This is a genomic window from Bacillota bacterium (genome assembly GCA_018818595.1).
Classification (GTDB): domain Bacteria; phylum Bacillota_I; class Bacilli_A; order Izemoplasmatales; family Hujiaoplasmataceae; genus JAHIRM01.
Map to the genome: position 1 here is coordinate 13,595 of JAHIRM010000007.1, position 19,788 is coordinate 33,382.

A 19,788-nucleotide genomic window follows, 5' to 3' on the forward strand; every position below is an offset into this window, starting at 1 on the left:
TGTCATATTCGGTTATAGTATAGCATAATTAAAATTAAAATTATAAAATTTTTTGAATGAATGTTTTTTTTTTTTATTACTTCTCTTATCAAAATATATATTAATTGTTTTCAAAAAAACACACAATGATTGCTAGGAGTTACATGGACAATATTGCATAATCGTGGTATAATAATAAAAAAGCTCTAGAAGGAGAAAATAATGAAAGTATATCTAAGAACTAGACCGTTAAGGGAAGTTAGAAAAGATTTAATGATTCCTGGTGCAATCTATGGCAAATCAATCGAATCTGAATCGATTGAAGTTGAAGATAAAGTTTTTAAAGAAGCTTTAAGCACCTATGGAAAAACAATGACTTTTCCCATTACATTAAATAAAAAGAAACTCATTGTATACATTAAAAATGTTCAAAAAAATGCTATGAATCAAAATGACATTATCCATTTTGAATTGCATTGCATTACGAAAGATGAAATAATTTCATCTCGTGTTCCATTTGTAATTCATGGAAAAGATGAAGTTGAGAAAAGAAAACTATTTGTTCAAATGGCCATTTCTTCTGTTGAATGTGAATATTCAGCCGACCAAGGTGTTTCTAAGTTTGAATTTAATGTAGAAAACATGAATGTGGACGACGCCATTTATATTAAAGATATCGCGGTTCCAAAAGGAGTTAAAATCCTTGATGATCCTGAACATTTAATTTTCATTATCAAAGAATCAAGTTTATCCGTTGAATCTCCTGAAGAGGAAGAAACAGAAACTGTTGATTTACCTGAAGTGGAATCAGAAACAAAAACCGAATAATTATTACTACCAATTAAAGCCACTTCAAGTGGCTTTTTTTTATTAAAAAAAAGCAGATTAACTCTGCTTTTTGTAAAAGATCAATTTCTTATGCTACTCTTCTTGCTACATATGCGAACATTTTAGGTCCAGTATGGATTCCTAATACGGGAGTTAATCTAGACATAGAAAGATTTCGAATATTCAAAACTGTTTTCAGTTTGTTTCCTAATTCTTCTGCCATAACAGGATCATCGCCATAATGCACAATCAAATCAATTAAATCTGTTCCAAATTTAGTTACTAAAATATTTTTCATTGAGATTAAAGATCGGTTTAAACCAAAAGCTTTTGACATCGTAACATAAACACCTTCATCATTTACTGTAATTACTGGTTTAATGTGTAAAATATCGCCAATGGTTCCTTCTACCTTTCCAATTCTTCCACCTTTTCGTAAATACTTTAAAGTATTAATAGTATAAAAAGCTATGCTATCTTTGTATCTAAGTTGATCTAATGCGGGGACAATTTTTTCAATCGGTGTTTTTTTCTTTACCAACTCAAGCGCATACTCCACTAAGCACCCAAGCCCTCCACCCAACGTTTTAGAATCATAGTGTACAATATTTAATCCTTCTACACGTTTAAACGCCAACCGAAAAGAATTAAAGGTTCCACTTAATCCAGAAGAAATATTGATGGCGATAACATCTGTAAATCCTTTTTCTTTCATTTCATCTAAGGCTAGACTTAAATCCCCAGGGTTTGGTAAACTAGTAGAAATTTGATGAGAGTCAAGTTGTTCATACACTTCTTGTGCTGTTATTTCAACTTGATCACGATAACTCTTTTCATCAACCAAAATCATTAATGGAATAACAAATAGATTAGTATGTCTTTTGATAAACTCAGGTTCTAAATTCGCAGCAGAATCTGTTAATACAGCTATTTTCATGCTTTTTCCTCCTTGGAAAATGTGAAGATTATATTCAATATTTTAACTAATACTCTTTCTCATCAAAAACGAAATCTTGATGAAATGACTAGAAATTAATTTTAAAAAAACATTACTATGTCACACATAACACTTTAACAGAAAGTACTATGTCTGTCAATATACTTATTATGATTTTTTTGTGATTATTTCTGTTTTTTTATTCTTTATTAAACAACTTATTTTTTGATTTTAATTATCTATTAACTATAAAAAAATCATTTTAATCTATGAGTTTTAGATTAAAATGATTGAATTATTTTAAAGTCTTTTCAACATAATTTGACATGGATTAAATTCATCCCAGATTTTATCGCTTTGGTAGATATCTTCAAATCCTTGTTTGTAGTAAAATTTTCTTGTGGCGGCATATGCTACATCTTTATGCTTTGATGCTAACGTTAACACAATTATATTTATATATCCATTTTTTTTAGCATATTCTTCTACTGATTTTTGTAATTTTGTTCCAATTCCTTGATGCTGATATTTCTTTAAAACACCTAAAACAACCATCTCTAATGTATTTATATTTTCTTCTTTAATCGAATAAAATGCAACGGGAGTTTCATTTTCATACATAGCAAAAAATACATATTTTTTAACCATTTCGATGTATTGTTTTTTAGATTCTTCAATACCAAACCATTCATGTAAATCATTTAATACTACCTTGCATATGTTCGATTTTGTATTGACATCTGTAATGATTTTAACTTCCATTTTTACTCCTTAATAATTTAAAATTTTTGTGTTTGCTTTTATTCTGAGTAATGATTAATAAAAAGCCTTACAAGTTTTGGATCAAATTGTGTTCCAGAACAGCGTTTTATTTCTTCAAACGCTTCTTGTTTACTCATCTTTTTGCGATAAGATCTTACAGAAGTCATAGCTTCATAAGCATCAGCGATTGCGATTACACGAGCATTCAATAAAATATCTTTTCCTTTTAAACCTTTTGGATATCCCGTTCCATCCCATTTTTCATGATGTTGTAAAATACTATCTGCAATTTTTAAAAATTCCTTTGAAGAAATTAATATCCTATATCCTACTTCAGTATGTTTTTTTATTTGAATCCATTCTTTTCGAGTGAGTTTTCCTCTTTTATGAAGGATGCTTTCATCTATGTATATATTTCCTATATCATGCATTAACGCTGCCATTTTTAAATCATGACGTTCTTGAACATCTAATCCTAAAAACACTGCTATTTTTTCGCAAATCACACTAACTTTTTGTGAATGTAATCTTTCTCGATGATTTCTATCATATAACGTAGACATGATTTGGATAATCATTTCTCGCACTAAATTATTTTTTTCATTCACTTTTTGTTGATACATTTGATTTTCTGCAGATTCAATGATTTCATTAATGTCTTCTTTTACAAGTTGTTTTGTTTTACATCCAAAAGTCATTGATGACTTAAGTAAATTTATTGGATCATTTTCAATTCGAATTGTGATCATTTTTATCATTTTAATTGCTAAAGATTCTTCTAATTTTGGTAATATAAAAACGAACTTATTGCTGTCAATTCTTGCGACAATATCAAAAGGACGACAAGTGTTTTGAAATATTTTGGCAAATGTTTTTAATAATTTATTGCCATAAATATAACCAAGAGAATCGTTTACAAGTTTAAAACAATTAATATCTCCTACGATAATCGAAAGAGGAAGATTATCTAAAGAATCTAAAATGGAAAGATTTTCCAAAAAAAATTGTCTGTTATTTAAACCAGTTAAAGAATCATGATATATCAAATTTTTAATTTCTTTCTCTTTTGATTTTGGAATATCTTTAGAAAATAAAACGTCGGGTTTTGAACTGATTTTTTTGGAAGACATGCCTTTCTTTTCTGCTGTTTGATCTAAATCATTTATTTTTTGAGATGTTGCCTCAATATTTGGCTTAGTTGGCATTTTGTCCTCACTTCCTAAAAATATATTTGAGTCTTTTTTGAACTTAATAATTACAAATCACAAAATGATTTAATGAAGTTGTAGTTGTTTGAATTATACTACATTAAATGAATTAGGTAAATGGCTCTCAGTCAAAAAAGAAAAGTATCAATTTTTAATAATATTGATTAATGTAAAATATATTAAATTATATTTCATTTGAAACGCTTAACGCGGAATTTAGTAGACATTTCATAATCTATAATCCTCAATTGATTGCATTTACATCGCAATTAAGGTATCATAAGATTTGTATAAAAATAAAAAACTAATTATAAGATAAGGTGGGTGTATACCCTTGAACAATTCAGAACAAGAACACAAAAGACGTGTTCGTTATAAAGGTACTCATCCAAAGTCATTTGAGGCTAAATACAAAGAATTACAACCAGATAAATATACAGATACGATTGAAAAAGTCATTCAAAAAGGAAATACTCCTGCCGGAATGCACCGTCCCATCTGCGTAAATGAAATTTTGGAAATACTACAAATTATGCCGGGGCAAATTGGACTTGACGCAACACTTGGTTATGGTGGCCATACTCTGGAGATACTAAAATGTTTGAACCATACTGGTCATTTATATGCAATTGATATCGATTCAATTGAATTGCCACATACTTTAGAACGTTTAAGCAAATTAGGATTCGATGAAACTATTCTTACGATTAAGCATATGAATTTTTCTCATATTGATGAAATATATAAAGAATCTGGTCCACTTCAATTTATATTAGCAGATTTAGGTGTTTCTTCCATGCAAATTGATAATCCTGAAAGAGGGTTTTCCTTTAAAACTGAGGGCCCTTTAGATTTGCGAATGAATCCAAAGAAAGGCATATCAGCTTCTGCTCGCCTAAAAGGAATGACTCAAATCGAAATACAAGGAATGCTTATAGAAAATTCTGATGAACCATACGCTAAAGAAATCGCTTTTGAAATTGTATCTGAATATCGAAAAGGTATCGATATATTGACAACTACTCATCTTCAAAAAATAATCAAAAATGCTCTTATATTTCTTTCTCAAACGATAAGAGATGAAGAAATTAAAAAATCGTGTCAACGATCTTTTCAAGCGCTTAGAATTGATGTTAACCATGAACTTGAATCATTATATGAATTTTTGGAAAAACTTCCCTTGATTCTTTCAAAGGGTGGAAAAATCGCAATACTTTCATTTCATTCTGGTGAAGATCGACTCGTAAAAAAATCTTTTCAGCATTTTTTTAGAGAGGGTATTTATAGTGCAATCGCACCTGACCCCATTCGCCCATCCATGGAAGAACAAAACTCTAACAGTCGAGCTCGCTCTGCTAAACTTCGGTGGGCAATTAAAGCCTAGCCTATTATTTCTATTTTGAATTCTTTTAATATAAAACAAATAATTTCATGTATGTAAAAAAGGTCATCAAACGATAATTATTTCGTTCGATGGCCTTTTATTTTGAGATATAAAACTTAATATTTAACATCCAACTAAATCATAGAATACTTGACTAAAGTGAATCTAATAACTAAACTCGCTCTTAAAACTACTGTTTTTCAGCATACATCAATTCATCTAATATTTTAACAAAATCTTGAACACTTCCATGAATGGCTTCATCATATACTTGCGAACCAATACTTAATTTAATTTCAAAAGGAAACTTTTTATTCTCGTTGAAATCAGCAAAATTATCATTTAGTTTTTGAATGAGAACATTTAACAATTCAGGTTTTTCAAGCTTAAAAATTACACCAAATTCATCCCCTCCCAAACGGGCGATGAAATGCTCTGGGCCAAAACTTTGTTTTAAAAGAAAAGAAGTTTCCTTTAAAACTAAATCTCCAATATAATGCCCGTATTTATCGTTAATCATCTTAAAACCATCTAAATCAGCAAAAATTCCTGCCAAATAGTAATTGTGTTTTCTTGATTTTGAAATTACATTTATATAATTATCAAATTCTCGTTTATTGAATATATCCGTTAAGTAATCGGTATTTGCTCGTTTTGATTGAACAAAGACAAACACCATGAACACTGAAATCATGGTCATAGGCCAAGCAAGTAATAATCCATAGGAAAAAGCTTGTATAATTCCGCCAATTGCTGGTGGTACAGCGAATAATAACAATGGATAATAAGTTGATTTTGAAAATCTTTTTCGATACTTTATAATGTAATAAGTTGAAAGAACTACAAAAGAATACATAATTATCAGGTATAACAAATAAAAGTTTCCTCTTGAGTAAGTGTTCGAAGAATCCACATAAAAGAATATATTGGTAAACATGCTTAAGAAACATAAAAGAACGTAAAGAAGCATAGGGACTGCAAGAAACTTGTGAAATTTTCTGATTCGCAATTTATCTTTATGAATAAAATAATCAACATAATCAAGCCAAAGCAAGGTTAAAAATGGCGCAATCCAGTAAAACATAAAACTTGAGAAGTTATTAAGAAAAACCATCATGGTTCCTGATTGTTTGTCTACGCAAAGTTGAATGAAATCAAAAATGAGAAGCGTCATATTTATCAAAATAATTCCAGTAAACAAAAGATTTTCAAAGTGAGATTTCTCACTATGCCGTCTTATACTGATTAAAATGATGAGTAATATCAAAAATGATATTGAATAAGTTTCAATTGCATTTGTCATTATAACACTCCTTAGTTTTAAATTTTTAATCTTTGAGGCGTCTTTACTTTCAATCATTATACTATACCTTGCATAAGATTGCATATGTTTCTGAAAAAAATATTTATGTATATCTATGCAAATTTTTAACAATTAAATATAATGGATAAAATCACCTTATCTTACAATTATTGAGTTTATCACATTTCACAGTAAAAAAACAGCGCGTTTTAATATAGAGCTATACTAAGCCTTTATCTTTCGAATGAAATGCACTGCATAAACAAACTAATTCTTTTAAAATTTATATATTACTTACCTAAATATTTAACATATGTTTTTGCACTTAAATGATAATGTTTCCTCCAAAATGTAACAGCAAGTAAATTCATACTTTCAAAGTCAACTGCTAAGCGATTATATCCGTTATCTACACAGTAGTTATCTAGTAATTCTATATATCTTCTTCCAATCTGTTTGTTTTGATACTTTCTTTTAATGTGAGTTCCCTTTACGCCTAAAGTTTCACTATCCTTAAAATATTTTCCTCCTGGAGCATACTTTTTATCAACGATTGAAAATCCAATTATTTCTAACTTATATAGTATTTTAAAAACAATTTTATGCTCGTCCTTTAAAACCTCATTTAATTCTTCAGAAGGATCTTCAGCATCGAGGAAAATTGGGCTACTACTCATATAAAGATTGTGTTCTTTAAATATAGGTAGTAAGTTATTGAAATCACTAATTTCTGCAGCTTTTATTGAAATTTCAGAATCATTAATGATATATTTCTTAGGAAATCTAACACCATCTATGACTCTTAATCCATATCCTAATTGAATGATAAAATCATCATGAAATGGTGTTAAAAAGGTCATTGCATGATGTGTGAAATTAAGTTTTTTCATTTTTTCATAGTATACTTCTAATAACCTATACAATACTTGATTGTTCTCAAAATATACAGCAAAATCAGGCGTATAAACTCCTGGATTATTAAAAAATAATTCTTTTACTTTATAGCCTAAAATATATCCAACAGGAACTTCATTTTCTATACTAACATAACTTAATCCCTTATCGATAAGATAGCCTATATCTGTGTTTAAAGCTTCAAGTGTAAAATTTTTAGCTAAATACGAGTTTTGATTTTGCTTATAATAGTATTTTGACACTAAATCTTTCATATTCTCATGAGTTGCCTTAACAACCATTAATGTGTCATTTGGTTTCATACAATCCTTCTCTTCTCATATAGTAAATTTGTAATATATTTTAATATGTATTTCTATTTATTCAAATTATATCATATTTAAATCTAAAAAGTTTACTTCATTTCTGAAATAAACTTTGTTTAATTATCTTGTGTTGTCATGACTAAGTTTACTGATTTCCAGAGGAATTAGTCGATATACATTCATTGCGATTCAACAAATTCTATTATTTCTTTCAAATTAGAAATGGTCCATTCTGTTTTATTTTGATTACCTTTTCTATCAATATGAAAGGAAGTAAATCCCATTGATCTGGCCCCATCTGCTTCATCCAAAGTATCATCAACATATAGACAATCCTCTGCTTTTACTCCTTCAACGTCTAAAGCATACTGATAGATGATAGGATTAGGCTTTCCAACTCCTACAATCGAACTTGCAGTAAATGAAGTGAAGAATTTACTAAGTCCTATTAACTCTAATGAATACTTTAATGATGGTGGGCAATCGCTTATTACTCCCATTATATACCCTTTGTTAAAGAAATATTCTAAGACTTCTACTGTTTCTTCAAAAGGTTTCTTATAAACATACCATAATTTTTCACCTAGGTAATTAGCTTTATTTCTTACATCTTCTGTTACTCCATCATCAATCAAGAGTAATTCATAAAAATCTATAAAGAATAATAGTTCATCTTCGATTGTTTTATAAGGAATATAAGGCTTATCTTGTTCCATAACTTTATTAAAAAACTTGATGAACCTTTTATATGGAATGTTTAAATCTACTTTGCTTAATTCTTTATATCTTCTGTGTAGTTCTAAATCCATTTCAGGATTATTTTTTGTTAAAGTATTATCTCTATCAAAAAAGATTGCTTTAAATTCTCTCATATACTCTCCTGTTTTTTTAATCATATTTTCCCTATATACATAATATGATTTGAATATGGGAAGTATTTCTTCTTTTCGCATAGTTTTACTGAAAGATTCAGATAAAAATTTCTTACTTCTTCTGAAGCTAATTGAAGCATTCGTAATCTAGGCCCTGTTACACCTTCTTGCCCAAATATAGTGATTTTAGAAAAACCTAACTGACGAAAGAAAGGCTCAATTTCATCGATTTCAATAAATGTAGCTTCAGTGAATGCTCTCCCACTCCATGATTTATCTTGCTCCATGCAATCAAACAAATCTAATGCTGTTTCATGAATTATCTCTTCTGGGCAATTATCCAAATAATACAGTAATCCTCCCGCAAGAGATATAAATGAAGCAAAGAGAACTCCATCTTTCTTTAGATATTTTTTTGCTTCAACAATGCATTTTATTCTATTTTTTTTAGAAAATAAATGATAAAGAGGCCCCATAACTAATATGTTGTCATATGTCTCAAGTGGTAATTTAGAAAGGTCCCTAGCATCTCCTTGAAATATTGTAATGTTTAAGTTTAATTCTTTTGCTTTTTTTCTTGCAAAGGCAACATTTCCATCGCTTAAATCGACTAAAGTCACTTCGTATCCTAAGGAAGCTAAATATAAGCTGTATCTTCCCGTTCCACCACCAATATCTAATATTTTTCCAGGTTTAATATGTCTTTGTAGCATAATTTTTGTTATTTCAAATTCAAAATGAAATCCTTCAAGTCGATTCCATTCTGTTTCTGAATGTTCGTCATACCATTCCTTAACTTTTTTCACTTCGTCCATAATAAGTGTCTCCTGATATTAATTTTTACAAATAATTACTAACATTATAGCATCATCCAATTTAAAAATAAACTAAGTCTTTACTTCTATTTGTATTCTACTTTAATTAAATAAAATTACTAAGAGTTAAAATTCCTTATAACAAACTTAATTTTCACTTATAAATTTACTCAAAAATTCAATAATTATAGTGGGTCATATTCTAATTTTAAAATCCATTCAACACCTATCAACGTGTTGTTTTTTTGCTTTTTTACTACTTAGAATAAAAGAAAACGGCTCAATAGAGCCGCTTATGTAAATGTTATAAACTTGAAATAATTTAAATGTCTTGTCATTTCTTAGTTAACTAGGTTTTTCACTAAAAAAACATCGTGTTTCAATATAAAAGTCTGGCATCATCATGAAATTGTGATTTTTTTTTTTAAAAAAACCTAAAATATCGAACAATAGATTTCCTTACTGTTGAAAATATATTATTTTTACATTTTTTTTGTTTTTTTATAAGCAAAGAACATAGAATTATTAAATCCTTTTTAAATACCCTTTATAAAGTCAATCAAAGGCAAAATATGCACTTCATCCACATAATCGGATGGATTCGTGAATGCGGATAGAAAGCCAAGATCCTCTTCTGTCTTGTTTTCTTTCTTTTCTAACATCTTCTTAAGGATATTCATGAAAAACTTCATTATGCCAGTAATTTGGTTCATGTCAAGTCCTCCAGGAAGATAAAAATACTTGTGGAATTTTAACTGTTCTTCTGTCAAGTTCTTGTGCATGACTTCATTCTCATAAGCTAAATTGTTAATGCTCCCACCGCAACTAAAGATTGTAATCGGTTTGTTTTTAAACAAAGTCAAAACTTTTTGAATCTTGTTTAGCTTGTTGATATAAACTCCAGCACCAAATACGACTTTATCATATGTCAACAAGTCTTTCTTCTTCATTTCATTTAGATCTTTGCATTCACATCCAAGTTGTTTTGCAATCATCTCTGCATAACGTTTCGTGTGTCCACGTTTGGATTTATAAATCACGATTGTCTTCATTAGTCATCCCATCCTTATTTAACAATATTTTACCGTCTCACCATAATGAGAGCGTATTATCAAGAGAGTTGTCCACTTTCATTAAGAGAATGATTTTAGAATTCTAAGTATTTTCTTGTATGTCTTTTTTCTTTACTTTGTTTTTGACGACAAACTTCACTCTTTATTCAGAATGCTTTTTCACCATCATCTGATTCAGCACCGAAGCCTTTAAGCATTTTGAACGCGTATTGTCAATACGATGTTTATTGTGTTCTTCAATTAAAAAACAATGTCTTGTCATTACTAAGTTTATCATGTTTTTCACTAAAAAAATAGCGTGTTTCACTCTGGAGTTATACCAAGTTTACTTTTTGTGCACTAGTAGCTTACAACTTTAAGCACAATCGTGTCAATTTAAAAAAGATTTCTTGACTAAATGGTTATTGACAGTTTTCTTCAAGCCACGAAAATACATAGGTTTGATATTCTTGGTCATCACTGCCTAGTTGATAAAAATATTGATAGATTAACGCCATATAATATATCACATTATGGGAAACGTAAGTTTCCATTTTAGAATAGCCCTTTAGAAATAACCGCACTTCTTCCTTTATATTCAAGAACTTTTGTCCTGGCCTTCTTATAATGGCCCATGCGATATCAAATTCTTTGTTCCCAATTCCTGATAGTTCGAAATCTAGTATTCCTGATATATGATGATTCTTCCATAATATATTTGCATAATGAAAATCTCCGTGACAGAAACATGTGTTCACTTTTTCTGGTAAGTTGTTAGCTAAGTAATTATATAGAAAAGAGATATTCATTTTTTCAAAATACTCTTTGGGTTGGATATGGAAGAATCTCCGATCAACTACAGGCTTGAAATCACCTTTTAAGAAATGAAACGTAGCTAGTAATTCGCCATATTCTTCCATATACTCAAGTGATTCATTCTTTACATTTTCGCCTACTATTGTTGATAGTCTTTCTCCATCAATAGCAATAGATACCATGAATGTCTTATGTTCATCATAATCGATGACTTTAGGGGTATTAAGAAGATTTAACTGATGAAGAGTTTCAATTTCATTTCTTATATTAGCATTATCCTGTCTTTCTACTTTAATGAAAACAAATACTTCCTTCTTTTCATAAATCCCTTTGGCATAAAACACATCATTTCCTGCGTGCGGATATCCGAGGACTTCCAATAGTATAAAGTTTTTGTATGGTAAGGAGAATGGATCAATTGTTTCTCTCCATTTATCTGGTTGTTTCATCTTTTTGCCTTATGATAATTGTATTCATACTGATTGACATCATAATTTTTAATCTTAATGTATTTAGATGAACTTGGTTCTAAAAACTTACCTTCAACGGCATCTAATAAAATATTTTGTAGATAATGATATTCAGCGTATTCATTAAGGGATGCCATAACAAGTGCATTTCTAAAATACTTTGCATTTTTTGCAATAATATCGACATCAAATTTATATCCATTTTGCTTTAAAAACAATAATCCAAACGCCGATATAACTCTTGTATTTCCTTCCCTAAATGGATGTATTTGCCAAATCTTTGCAATCATTCTTGTAAATAGATGCATAAGTTCTTCTTTAGAAAGGTTTTTCCAATTCTGCTTGAAATATGTGGTTGTTACTATTTCTAGTTCCTTATTAATTTGATTATAACTCGTGTACTCGACACTCAAGTTATTCAAAATAGGTTCGTTTTTGAATATATTAATAGTTCTATTCTGTCCCGCCCATTCATAAACATTTAAAAATAATGTTTTATGGATTTGAAAAATATCTTTAACATCTATAATCTTGATATCCGTTTTTAGAATTGTAATTAAACCAAGCGTCGTCATACGATTTTCAAATTCATCCAGTAGAATTCTATCTTTGATGCTCGCTTTATTAATTAGAACATCAGAATCTTCATATAAATAAGGGTCTTTCATGATAAGTTTCTTCCCAAAGCAAAAACTGTAGTTTCATAATCAATCAAATCTTGAGCATACAACCCAAGTACCTTTGTGGCATATGGGTTGACTTCCTTTCCACCTGTTAAATTAATTGCATGAGCTAATATCTCAATTTCCTTTTGTTTTTCCTGATTTGGCAATACGATTTGAAATGGTATTCCACGATTCAACTCGATTTGTTTTAAATACATATTAATTGCATATGACAAAGTAACACCTAAACCATTTAAAATAATCTCAACTGATTCCTTAAGATCATCGGATACTCTAACGTGTATAACTTCGTTTCTCATGTTTATCACCCCATAATAATTGTATCACATTTGATACACATTGACAAGCTTTTTATTAAGAAAACTCCCATCAGGAGTCTTTAAGTTATCTATGTCTTGTCATTACTAAGTTCATCAAGTTTTTCACTAAAAAAATAGCGTGTTTTAATCTGGAGTTATACCAAATTTACTTTTTTGTGCACTAGAAGCTTACAGCTTTAAGCACAATCATCTTAAATTTCTGTTTCTCTCTTGACACGTTTATGGCCTATACTTAGTACAACTTTTTGGTATCAGTTTAATCATACTTGTCTCTACATACCTAAGTTGCTGCTAGTTTTCGTTATCAGATACCCAAGTTGATGTGATATTTGCCTGTAAATAAACATAACAGTGAAGATGAAATCAAATCTTCCATTTGTGGCTTTCTTTTTTGTAGCAAGTTTATCAATATAAAGTCCATCCATGCCAAAGTATTAGCCAAGAATAAATGCACAGATATCATCCAAAACTTCATCGGGAATTTCCTTGCTTACGATATATGCAGTTGCCAACGTTTCTCCCACACCGTTTACAAAGCAGTGATTAAGTTCCTCATAGTACTTGAATACACATAATTCATTAGCACCTAACAATGTCTGATATGTCTCGAAATTACTTAAGGTTATTTGTATGTCGGTACCACCTTGCATTATCAACAATGGATGGTCAACCGAAGCATTTAATAATTCTTGGGTAAAATTGATGCTGTTGTAGTTGACCCAGTAGGCTTCATAGGCTCCAAAATAGGAGTATGCTTCTTCTCCTTGTAACACTTCGGTCAATGATTTTGCGGTTTCAATATAGGGAAGGTATTCGTTCAAGTACTCTTGACCATAATACCGCAAAAATTGATCCGCAAGAATATCTAGGATGTTCTCGGTACTTCCAGCCATAATGATTGCGCCAACTATATTAGGCTCAATGTTCATTACGATTGGAGCAATCGTTCCACCTTGAGAATGACCGATAAGATAGATTTGATCATTATCAATTCTGGAGTCGGACATCAGTATTTGATATGCAGACAAAACATCATTAATGCTTTCATCATATATGGTAAAATCGTAATCATCGGCCAATTCATCGGCATATTCATAGGTCCGTTTGTTATATCGAATCGATGCAATTCCTTCTTCTGCCAAATGAATTGCTAAATCTTGAAACATCTTCAAAGCACCTACTGATTCATCCATATCAGCTGGACCAGAGCCATGAATAAAAATTATAGCTGGAACAGGTCCTGTAGCCAAAGGCATAGTTAATATTCCTGGCATCGAATAATCGCCGGTCTGTACAAATACGCTTTCAGTAACGTAGTCAAATTGATTGATTGTTAATGTTTCGGTTGTTGTAGTTGTTAATTGTTCTGTTGTTGTATTGCATCCGACTAAAACAAAACATAATAATAGTATGAGTAGATAATTGAAAAACTTTTTCATATTAACTCCTTATGTTTCAATGGATTTTGACTATATAAGATATTCTTTTTTAAGATGTTCTTAGAAAAAAAACAATAAAAAAATTTAGTTTAATGCTAAATAATTGAGGCTTTACTTAATTACTTTTTCATATTAAGAATGAAGTCGTTTTTCTTAAAGACTTCTCTATAAAAAAATTGTGAAAGATTACCTATTTTGATACAATCCCGCACTCCTTCTTTTTATATCCAAATGAAATCACTGAACACTGTTCAAAAACCATATCAATCTACTATAAGTAATGCGAATTTATTTATTCTCGTCTATACTTTTATGCGGATGGTAATGACTCAAGAAGAATAAATTGTAAAAATTTATTCATTAATTATTGACAAATAGATTGTACTGGTGCACAATATGTTTGAGCCAGTATGTTTATTATTAAGACTTTTTAGCTAACTATATGATTCAATTCAGTATAATTTATTCTTTCACAATGACAGGTGACTAATTAAAATTCGGAAAGTTTCACTTAATTTGTCAGTTCAAGTTTTTGTTATATATATATATCGGTGACTTTTTTTCCTTGTTAAAATACCGATTTTTCAATGCATTCTTTCCTTTCAATCTTATTGATTACAATTATTGCCTGTTTCTCTTTCTTTTTTTAGAAGTCAGATTGATTTTTCAATTACTTGTTCTTTTTCAGTTGTTATAATTGGACTTGTGAAGACCGTCTCAATTTGTGCTTAAATGTTGTGTTCACTTTAAAATAATATTAAGGAGGGTCAAATGAAACCAGAGTACAAGAAGGTCATGATTTTCGTTATGCTACTAGCATCACTATTTTTCGCGCGGTCCATAAATGTATTTGCTCAGGTAAATTCACCTGAAACAAACAACAAAATTGATTTTGAAGGTATCGCAATCTTTCAGACTATTATTGGGTACAGTTTTGCTGATGTTGGGGGAAACTATTACATTCAAAGCAACTATAGTAGCAAATATATTGACATTCATGGTCCTTCCACATTGAGTGGTACACTCATTCATGAGTGGGTATATCATCCTGACTTACAAGAAAATTGGTTCATCTCCAAATTGGGGGATGGTTACTACAGCATTAAGTCGGTCTATAGCAACAAGTATATTGGCGTTGACAGTCAAAACACTGGAATTAATAAAAATAACATAAAACAATTTACAACACTTAATGATTACACAAAATGGGTTATTTATGTTGACAATGAAGGAAAGTATATAATTAAACCAAAATTATGGAATTACCAATATCTCGCATCACCTGTGAACTCTTCTGTGGATGAACTTCAATTGAGCAACTCACTTACTTCTACCGCTACAAAGTGGACTTTCTATAAACAAGAGGATGTTTCCAGCGGTACATACTTTATGCAGAATATAGACACAAGAAAATATGCTGATTTATATGGCCCTTTGGTTGATGCTGGCACTATTATCCATCAGTGGGACCTGAATGCTAGCAATTTGTCAACCATTTCTTCATGGAGACAATGGGAAATTATCAAGGGGTCAGATTTATACTATACTATAAAGAATATTTATAGTGGCAAGTATATGGGGTACGACACTTCCACATGGGCAATCAAACAATATTCATCTATTTCTGATAATACCAAATGGAAGATATACTCTATAAACACTATTTCTGTTGAATTAGATGGGACGGATACGAGCGTCACAGAGTATATTTTTGTCCCGAAAGGAAGCAGTTTTTCACCATACTCTTATTCAATAGGAGTTTCGGATGGAACAAATGTAAATGGGAGAGCACTAACACTGAAGTCCGTTTCCGAAAGCAGAATCTCTTGGGATTTAGCAGATGCCACCTTAACATACCTTACCAGAATATACAATTGGGATTATCAGGACACTAGATTTTCATATGCGTTTGGGTATTTTGAGCCTGAATATTACGTTTATGGAGTCGGAAGGAGGAATATTGATTTATACATATACAACCACGATGTATTATCGGACCCCGCCTTTAGCACTGCTTTTACCGCGGCTATTCCCTATTCAACGAACCAATGGGATAACGCTTTAAACCCTTTTATCAATAACTTCCAAACAACGCCTTATGAGACGAGTGGTGATATTCGAATATATGGCGGAACAATAGAAGATTTAGGATACGACAGTGTTCCTGGGGCTGGAGTGTGCGGTGTTGTCTCCTCCAATCTTGTTGGATTCGTTATTTATGGAAATGAAATCCTAAAGGTTTTTGAATATCACCAAATGTACATAGATATAATTAACTATGCTGAAAATGAGGATCAGTTTGGGATGAATGTTGTTTTGACTCATGAAATGGGCCATGCACTTGGATTTGCGGGACATTCGTACAATGTTATTGGAGGTATAGAAAATTATGCAGTTATGAATGGAACATACTCAACTTCTATTTTGCAAAATGATGAAAAAGCACACCTTTATCAAATCTGGGATTATATTTATGATTAAGGGAGACTAAATTAAATGAAAAAAACTCTTTGTATTATTGCAATATTATTATTTTTTTCGATGATAAGCTGTGTGGGGTTTACCTCTACTAATAATCTTGATGAAATCAATACTTCTAGTGGTGATTATGAGGAGAACGATATTTCTGTTATCCCGATTAATTACAGTTTTGAGTCTGTAATTCAATACAGTGATGATGTGTTCATAGGAAGGCTAATTGGTGTAAATGTAGGTAGTAATTTGAGTGATAATATTCCAGATACTAGTGTTTTCAATGCATTACGAGTTTCTTCATATGTCGAATATGAATTCGAGATCATATCAACCTTATTCTCTAGTTATGAAAGCAGAAATCCCGAAACTATTAAAGTCTATTTGCATGATTATGGGGTAATTTCAGAAGAACTAGGATATAATCCTATGTACGATTGCACTTTCTATGAAGGATATGAGTATCTATTACCAGTCACAATCACTGACAAAACATATTTTTTGCACGATGTTTTCCATATCCCCGGTGACATGGTTTTGGCACTCGATCAGTCGATTTCTCAATATTCATCATTAATGGGAATTCACTCTATTATTATTGAAAACGGAACCGATTTGGTTAAGGAAGTCAATAAAGATTCCGTCATTTCTTATGTCGAAAAATTAGTCCTTCAAAAGAACTCACGAGAATCATATACTTTTGAAACTGATATCTCAAAGATTGTGAATTTTTCTGACAACATTTGGAAAGTCCAAGTCATGGAATTGATCCAAACCAGACATAATGAGGTTGTGTTTGGTGAAACATATACCGTGAAAATTCTTGAAGTATTAAAAGGAACAGACAGAGCAACAATAAGTGAAATCAAAATTGATTTCATTGGGGGAACTGTCAAGCCGGGAGATGTAGTCTATGTTTCGCTTGATTCGGGCGGCACCCGATATGGGCAATCTGGGCAGTATTTTAATTTAACATCTAGAGTCAAATTTGATTATGAAGACATATCCCAAATAAGATCACTTTTGGGAAAATAGACAGCTTCAATGCTTTTTCAACAATCGCCAAATCTTTTGAGAATATCCACTTTCCTTCAACTATTTGGACCGAGAACAGCCTCTAAACTCGATTAGACTAGAGATTCCACTTTTCAACTCTTGTCTTTGTTTCATTCGAAATGATTTTAGAAAAAAATCTTTATTGGAGAGAAACTATATGAAGAGAGAAGTTATTTTATTACTTTCATTATTCTTGTCATTCGTTTTGATGGGTTGTAGCAGTTTGAATAACTCTACTTCCTCCGCCAGTGTTTCATCTCGAACGACCACAAGCATTGAAACTAACGTTTCATCGATCACATCCATATCCAATACTCTCACCATAGGGATCAAGCTAGATTATGAAGATGACTGGTTGAAAGATTTGAATAGTAAATATAACTTCGTTGGGGATGTGTATAATTTGTTTGAATTTACCTTTCCTTTTGAAGTGACAATCGTTCATGAAATTGAAACATTTTTTGGTTCCTTCTTATATGATCGTGCTTCCATCATTTCTCCCGAAATAGAAGATTCAAGTATATATGACCTACTCATTTCACAATTGGAATCGACTTGCTATGAAACTGAGATTGGTGAACCAATTCCGGGTACGGTATTCTATGCAGATCAATATGGTAATGTATTGAGCATATCACTCGTTTCTGAGAACCGAATCGATCTAGCCATTGAAAGGTGGCTCACGGTGTTCAGCAATTCAAACGAGATCATCGACTTATACTTTGCCTATCCCCTTTCTACTTATGCTCCGACAATTGAAGCATCAAGGCTTAAAGTGATAGAGGGGTGTCAAGCATGTATTGTTTCAGATGTAGTTGATGGAGAATATACATATGAATACAAAGGGTATATTATAACAATCAGTCAAGTAGGTGCAATTTGGCTAGATGGGACCTATCATTTCTCAATTAGTCATAGTAAAAATTGATTTTTGTTAAAAATAAAACCTGTCTTGTTCGTTGCAAGTTTATCATAAAATATTGCCAGTCCAAAAAAAAGATGAAATACCTAGTGGTAGTCATCTTTTTTTCTTTCGATATGTTTACCAATACTAACAAATATGTTCTCTCACACAAGCATTTATGTTTACCCATACAAGGTTAAATGAAAAAACGTATGTTTTCTCATTAACGAATTAATAAAAGAATATCAAAAAAGGCCACCTGATCGTTATTTCTAGCATCATGTGGCCTAGTTCATTCATTTATTGTAAAAATAATAGGTCGTCAATTGGTTAAGGGCAGGAAAGTAAGGTCATTTTAGAGAAAGCAATGAGACCGACTCCACGTGTGTCGAGTGGTGCCAAGTGCTATATAAAAGTGCCTCGACTTCTCCGAAGTAACATATTTTTAGTACTATTTATGTTTACTCACACGAGACTTTTGTATGGTAAATTGTTTCGAAGAAACATATTTCGTCACAAATTCAATGCTTATTAACTTCATATCGCATTGTCCGTACAGACTCTATATAGCCTCGATGCTTCTTCCGAAACCAATTCGTATTCATATTATGAAATTTCCCTCTGTTAAATTTCCTTACCTATCCAACTCAATATGTTATGTCATATTCGAATTTCAAGTAATCAAGATTGGACAAGACGCTATTTAAACAATTACTATATAAATATTGAGAAGTTACCTATTATATATAATGTTGACCAATTCAGTTTTGGAAAATTTAACAATTGGTTCAATGATAGCAATGATATTACTTCCTATGCTGATTAGTAAAGATATTATTATTGGCAAGGGTGAATAAGAAATAATACTGCTTAATAATCCTGCTTGGTTTATCAAAAACGAATTCATTGAGAATATCAACAGATAAAATAGAGGAATAGATATTAGAAACGAGACCAAGAGCATTCTCAAAGATTGGATTGCAACAAGTGTGGTTATATCTGACCTCGACATTCCAATACTCATCAAAATTCCCAGTTGACGACGATTTTGTGGTGCGGTTGATGGGATTTGAACCCACACGTCCATTTGGACACTACCCCCTCAAGGTAGCGCGTCTGCCATTTCGCCACAACCGCAAATTCTTCTTCTATTATAATGCAAACACATTCTTTTTTACAGATGTATTTGTAATTTCACATTATAAAAGAAACATAAAAAATGGAGAATCTAAATAATCTGATAATCCATTTTCATGTTCATTAAA

General features: G+C 30.9%; 18 protein-coding genes and 1 tRNA gene. 5 read left to right on the top strand and 14 right to left on the bottom strand.

Translation table 11 applies throughout. The annotated features are described in order from the left end of the window. The first annotated feature begins 201 nt into the window (after window positions 1–201). A complete protein-coding gene (locus KJ971_01730) occupies window positions 202–807 on the top strand; it encodes a 50S ribosomal protein L25 (GenBank protein ID MBU1144564.1) in 606 nt (201 codons plus the stop codon). Between the two features lie 88 nt (window positions 808–895). Here KJ971_01730 and KJ971_01735 read toward each other — a convergent pair whose 3' ends face one another. The 3 genes from KJ971_01735 to KJ971_01745 form a co-directional block, all read right to left on the bottom strand. After that, window positions 896–1,744, bottom strand: coding sequence for a DegV family protein (locus KJ971_01735; protein ID MBU1144565.1), 849 nt, complete (start codon window positions 1,742–1,744; stop codon window positions 896–898). Between the two features lie 300 nt (window positions 1,745–2,044). Continuing rightward, window positions 2,045–2,506: a GNAT family N-acetyltransferase gene (locus KJ971_01740; GenBank protein ID MBU1144566.1), complete on the bottom strand. Its 462-nt coding sequence runs from the start codon at window positions 2,504–2,506 to the stop codon at window positions 2,045–2,047. Between the two features lie 38 nt (window positions 2,507–2,544). Then, window positions 2,545–3,711 (bottom strand): diguanylate cyclase, encoded by a 1,167-nt coding sequence (locus KJ971_01745; protein MBU1144567.1) that lies wholly within the window; start codon window positions 3,709–3,711, stop codon window positions 2,545–2,547. A 337-nt stretch (window positions 3,712–4,048) separates the two neighbouring features. Here KJ971_01745 and rsmH point away from each other — a divergent pair, with 337 nt between their 5' ends. Next, the gene (gene rsmH / locus KJ971_01750) at window positions 4,049–5,098 is read left to right on the top strand and encodes a 16S rRNA (cytosine(1402)-N(4))-methyltransferase RsmH (protein ID MBU1144568.1); all 1,050 of its coding nucleotides are present in this window, start codon (window positions 4,049–4,051) and stop codon (window positions 5,096–5,098) included. Window positions 5,099–5,288: 190 nt separating this feature from the next. Here rsmH and KJ971_01755 read toward each other — a convergent pair whose 3' ends face one another. The 9 genes from KJ971_01755 to KJ971_01795 all read right to left on the bottom strand — a co-directional run bounded on the left by KJ971_01755 (window position 5,289) and on the right by KJ971_01795 (window position 14,091). Next, a complete protein-coding gene (locus tag KJ971_01755) occupies window positions 5,289–6,401 on the bottom strand; it encodes a GGDEF domain-containing protein (GenBank protein ID MBU1144569.1) in 1,113 nt (370 codons plus the stop codon). Window positions 6,402–6,691: 290 nt separating this feature from the next. Next, on the bottom strand, window positions 6,692–7,618 hold the full coding sequence (locus tag KJ971_01760; protein MBU1144570.1) for a GNAT family N-acetyltransferase: 927 nt from the start codon (window positions 7,616–7,618) through the stop codon (window positions 6,692–6,694). 182 nt (window positions 7,619–7,800) lie between these two features. Further along, window positions 7,801–8,517 carry an HAD family hydrolase gene (locus KJ971_01765; protein ID MBU1144571.1) on the bottom strand — a complete coding sequence of 239 codons (717 nt, stop codon included), beginning with the start codon at window positions 8,515–8,517 and terminating at the stop codon, window positions 7,801–7,803. Further along, a complete protein-coding gene (locus tag KJ971_01770; protein ID MBU1144572.1) occupies window positions 8,514–9,308 on the bottom strand; it encodes a class I SAM-dependent methyltransferase in 795 nt (264 codons plus the stop codon). The genes KJ971_01765 and KJ971_01770 overlap by 4 nt, the downstream gene beginning before the upstream one ends. Window positions 9,309–9,844: 536 nt before the next feature. Continuing rightward, complete coding sequence (locus tag KJ971_01775) at window positions 9,845–10,360, bottom strand: flavodoxin domain-containing protein (GenBank protein ID MBU1144573.1); 516 nt, start codon at window positions 10,358–10,360, stop codon at window positions 9,845–9,847. 422 nt (window positions 10,361–10,782) lie between these two features. Further along, window positions 10,783–11,625 carry an aminoglycoside phosphotransferase family protein gene (locus KJ971_01780; GenBank protein MBU1144574.1) on the bottom strand — a complete coding sequence of 281 codons (843 nt, stop codon included), beginning with the start codon at window positions 11,623–11,625 and terminating at the stop codon, window positions 10,783–10,785. Beyond that, a complete protein-coding gene (locus KJ971_01785; protein MBU1144575.1) occupies window positions 11,622–12,314 on the bottom strand; it encodes a Fic family protein in 693 nt (230 codons plus the stop codon). Before KJ971_01785 ends, KJ971_01780 begins: the two co-directional genes overlap by 4 nt. After that, window positions 12,311–12,631, bottom strand: coding sequence for a type II toxin-antitoxin system RelB/DinJ family antitoxin (locus KJ971_01790; protein ID MBU1144576.1), 321 nt, complete (start codon window positions 12,629–12,631; stop codon window positions 12,311–12,313). The genes KJ971_01785 and KJ971_01790 overlap by 4 nt, the downstream gene beginning before the upstream one ends. 455 nt (window positions 12,632–13,086) lie before the next feature. Then, window positions 13,087–14,091, bottom strand: coding sequence for an alpha/beta hydrolase (locus tag KJ971_01795; GenBank protein MBU1144577.1), 1,005 nt, complete (start codon window positions 14,089–14,091; stop codon window positions 13,087–13,089). 771 nt (window positions 14,092–14,862) lie between these two features. Here KJ971_01795 and KJ971_01800 point away from each other — a divergent pair. From KJ971_01800 to KJ971_01810, 3 genes are all read left to right on the top strand, one after another. Beyond that, window positions 14,863–16,572, top strand: coding sequence for an RICIN domain-containing protein (locus KJ971_01800; protein ID MBU1144578.1), 1,710 nt, complete (start codon window positions 14,863–14,865; stop codon window positions 16,570–16,572). A gap of 15 nt (window positions 16,573–16,587) precedes the next feature. Then, window positions 16,588–17,598, top strand: coding sequence for a hypothetical protein (locus KJ971_01805; protein ID MBU1144579.1), 1,011 nt, complete (start codon window positions 16,588–16,590; stop codon window positions 17,596–17,598). Window positions 17,599–17,776: 178 nt separating this feature from the next. Then, window positions 17,777–18,547 carry a hypothetical protein gene (locus KJ971_01810; GenBank protein MBU1144580.1) on the top strand — a complete coding sequence of 257 codons (771 nt, stop codon included), beginning with the start codon at window positions 17,777–17,779 and terminating at the stop codon, window positions 18,545–18,547. A gap of 709 nt (window positions 18,548–19,256) precedes the next feature. Here the strand turns inward: KJ971_01810 and KJ971_01815 are convergent. Further along, window positions 19,257–19,610 carry an FtsX-like permease family protein gene (locus KJ971_01815; GenBank protein MBU1144581.1) on the bottom strand — a complete coding sequence of 118 codons (354 nt, stop codon included), beginning with the start codon at window positions 19,608–19,610 and terminating at the stop codon, window positions 19,257–19,259. Continuing rightward, window positions 19,575–19,660: transfer RNA gene (locus tag KJ971_01820), tRNA-Leu, on the bottom strand. The genes KJ971_01815 and KJ971_01820 overlap by 36 nt, the downstream gene beginning before the upstream one ends. Between the last annotated feature and the right edge of the window lie 128 nt (window positions 19,661–19,788).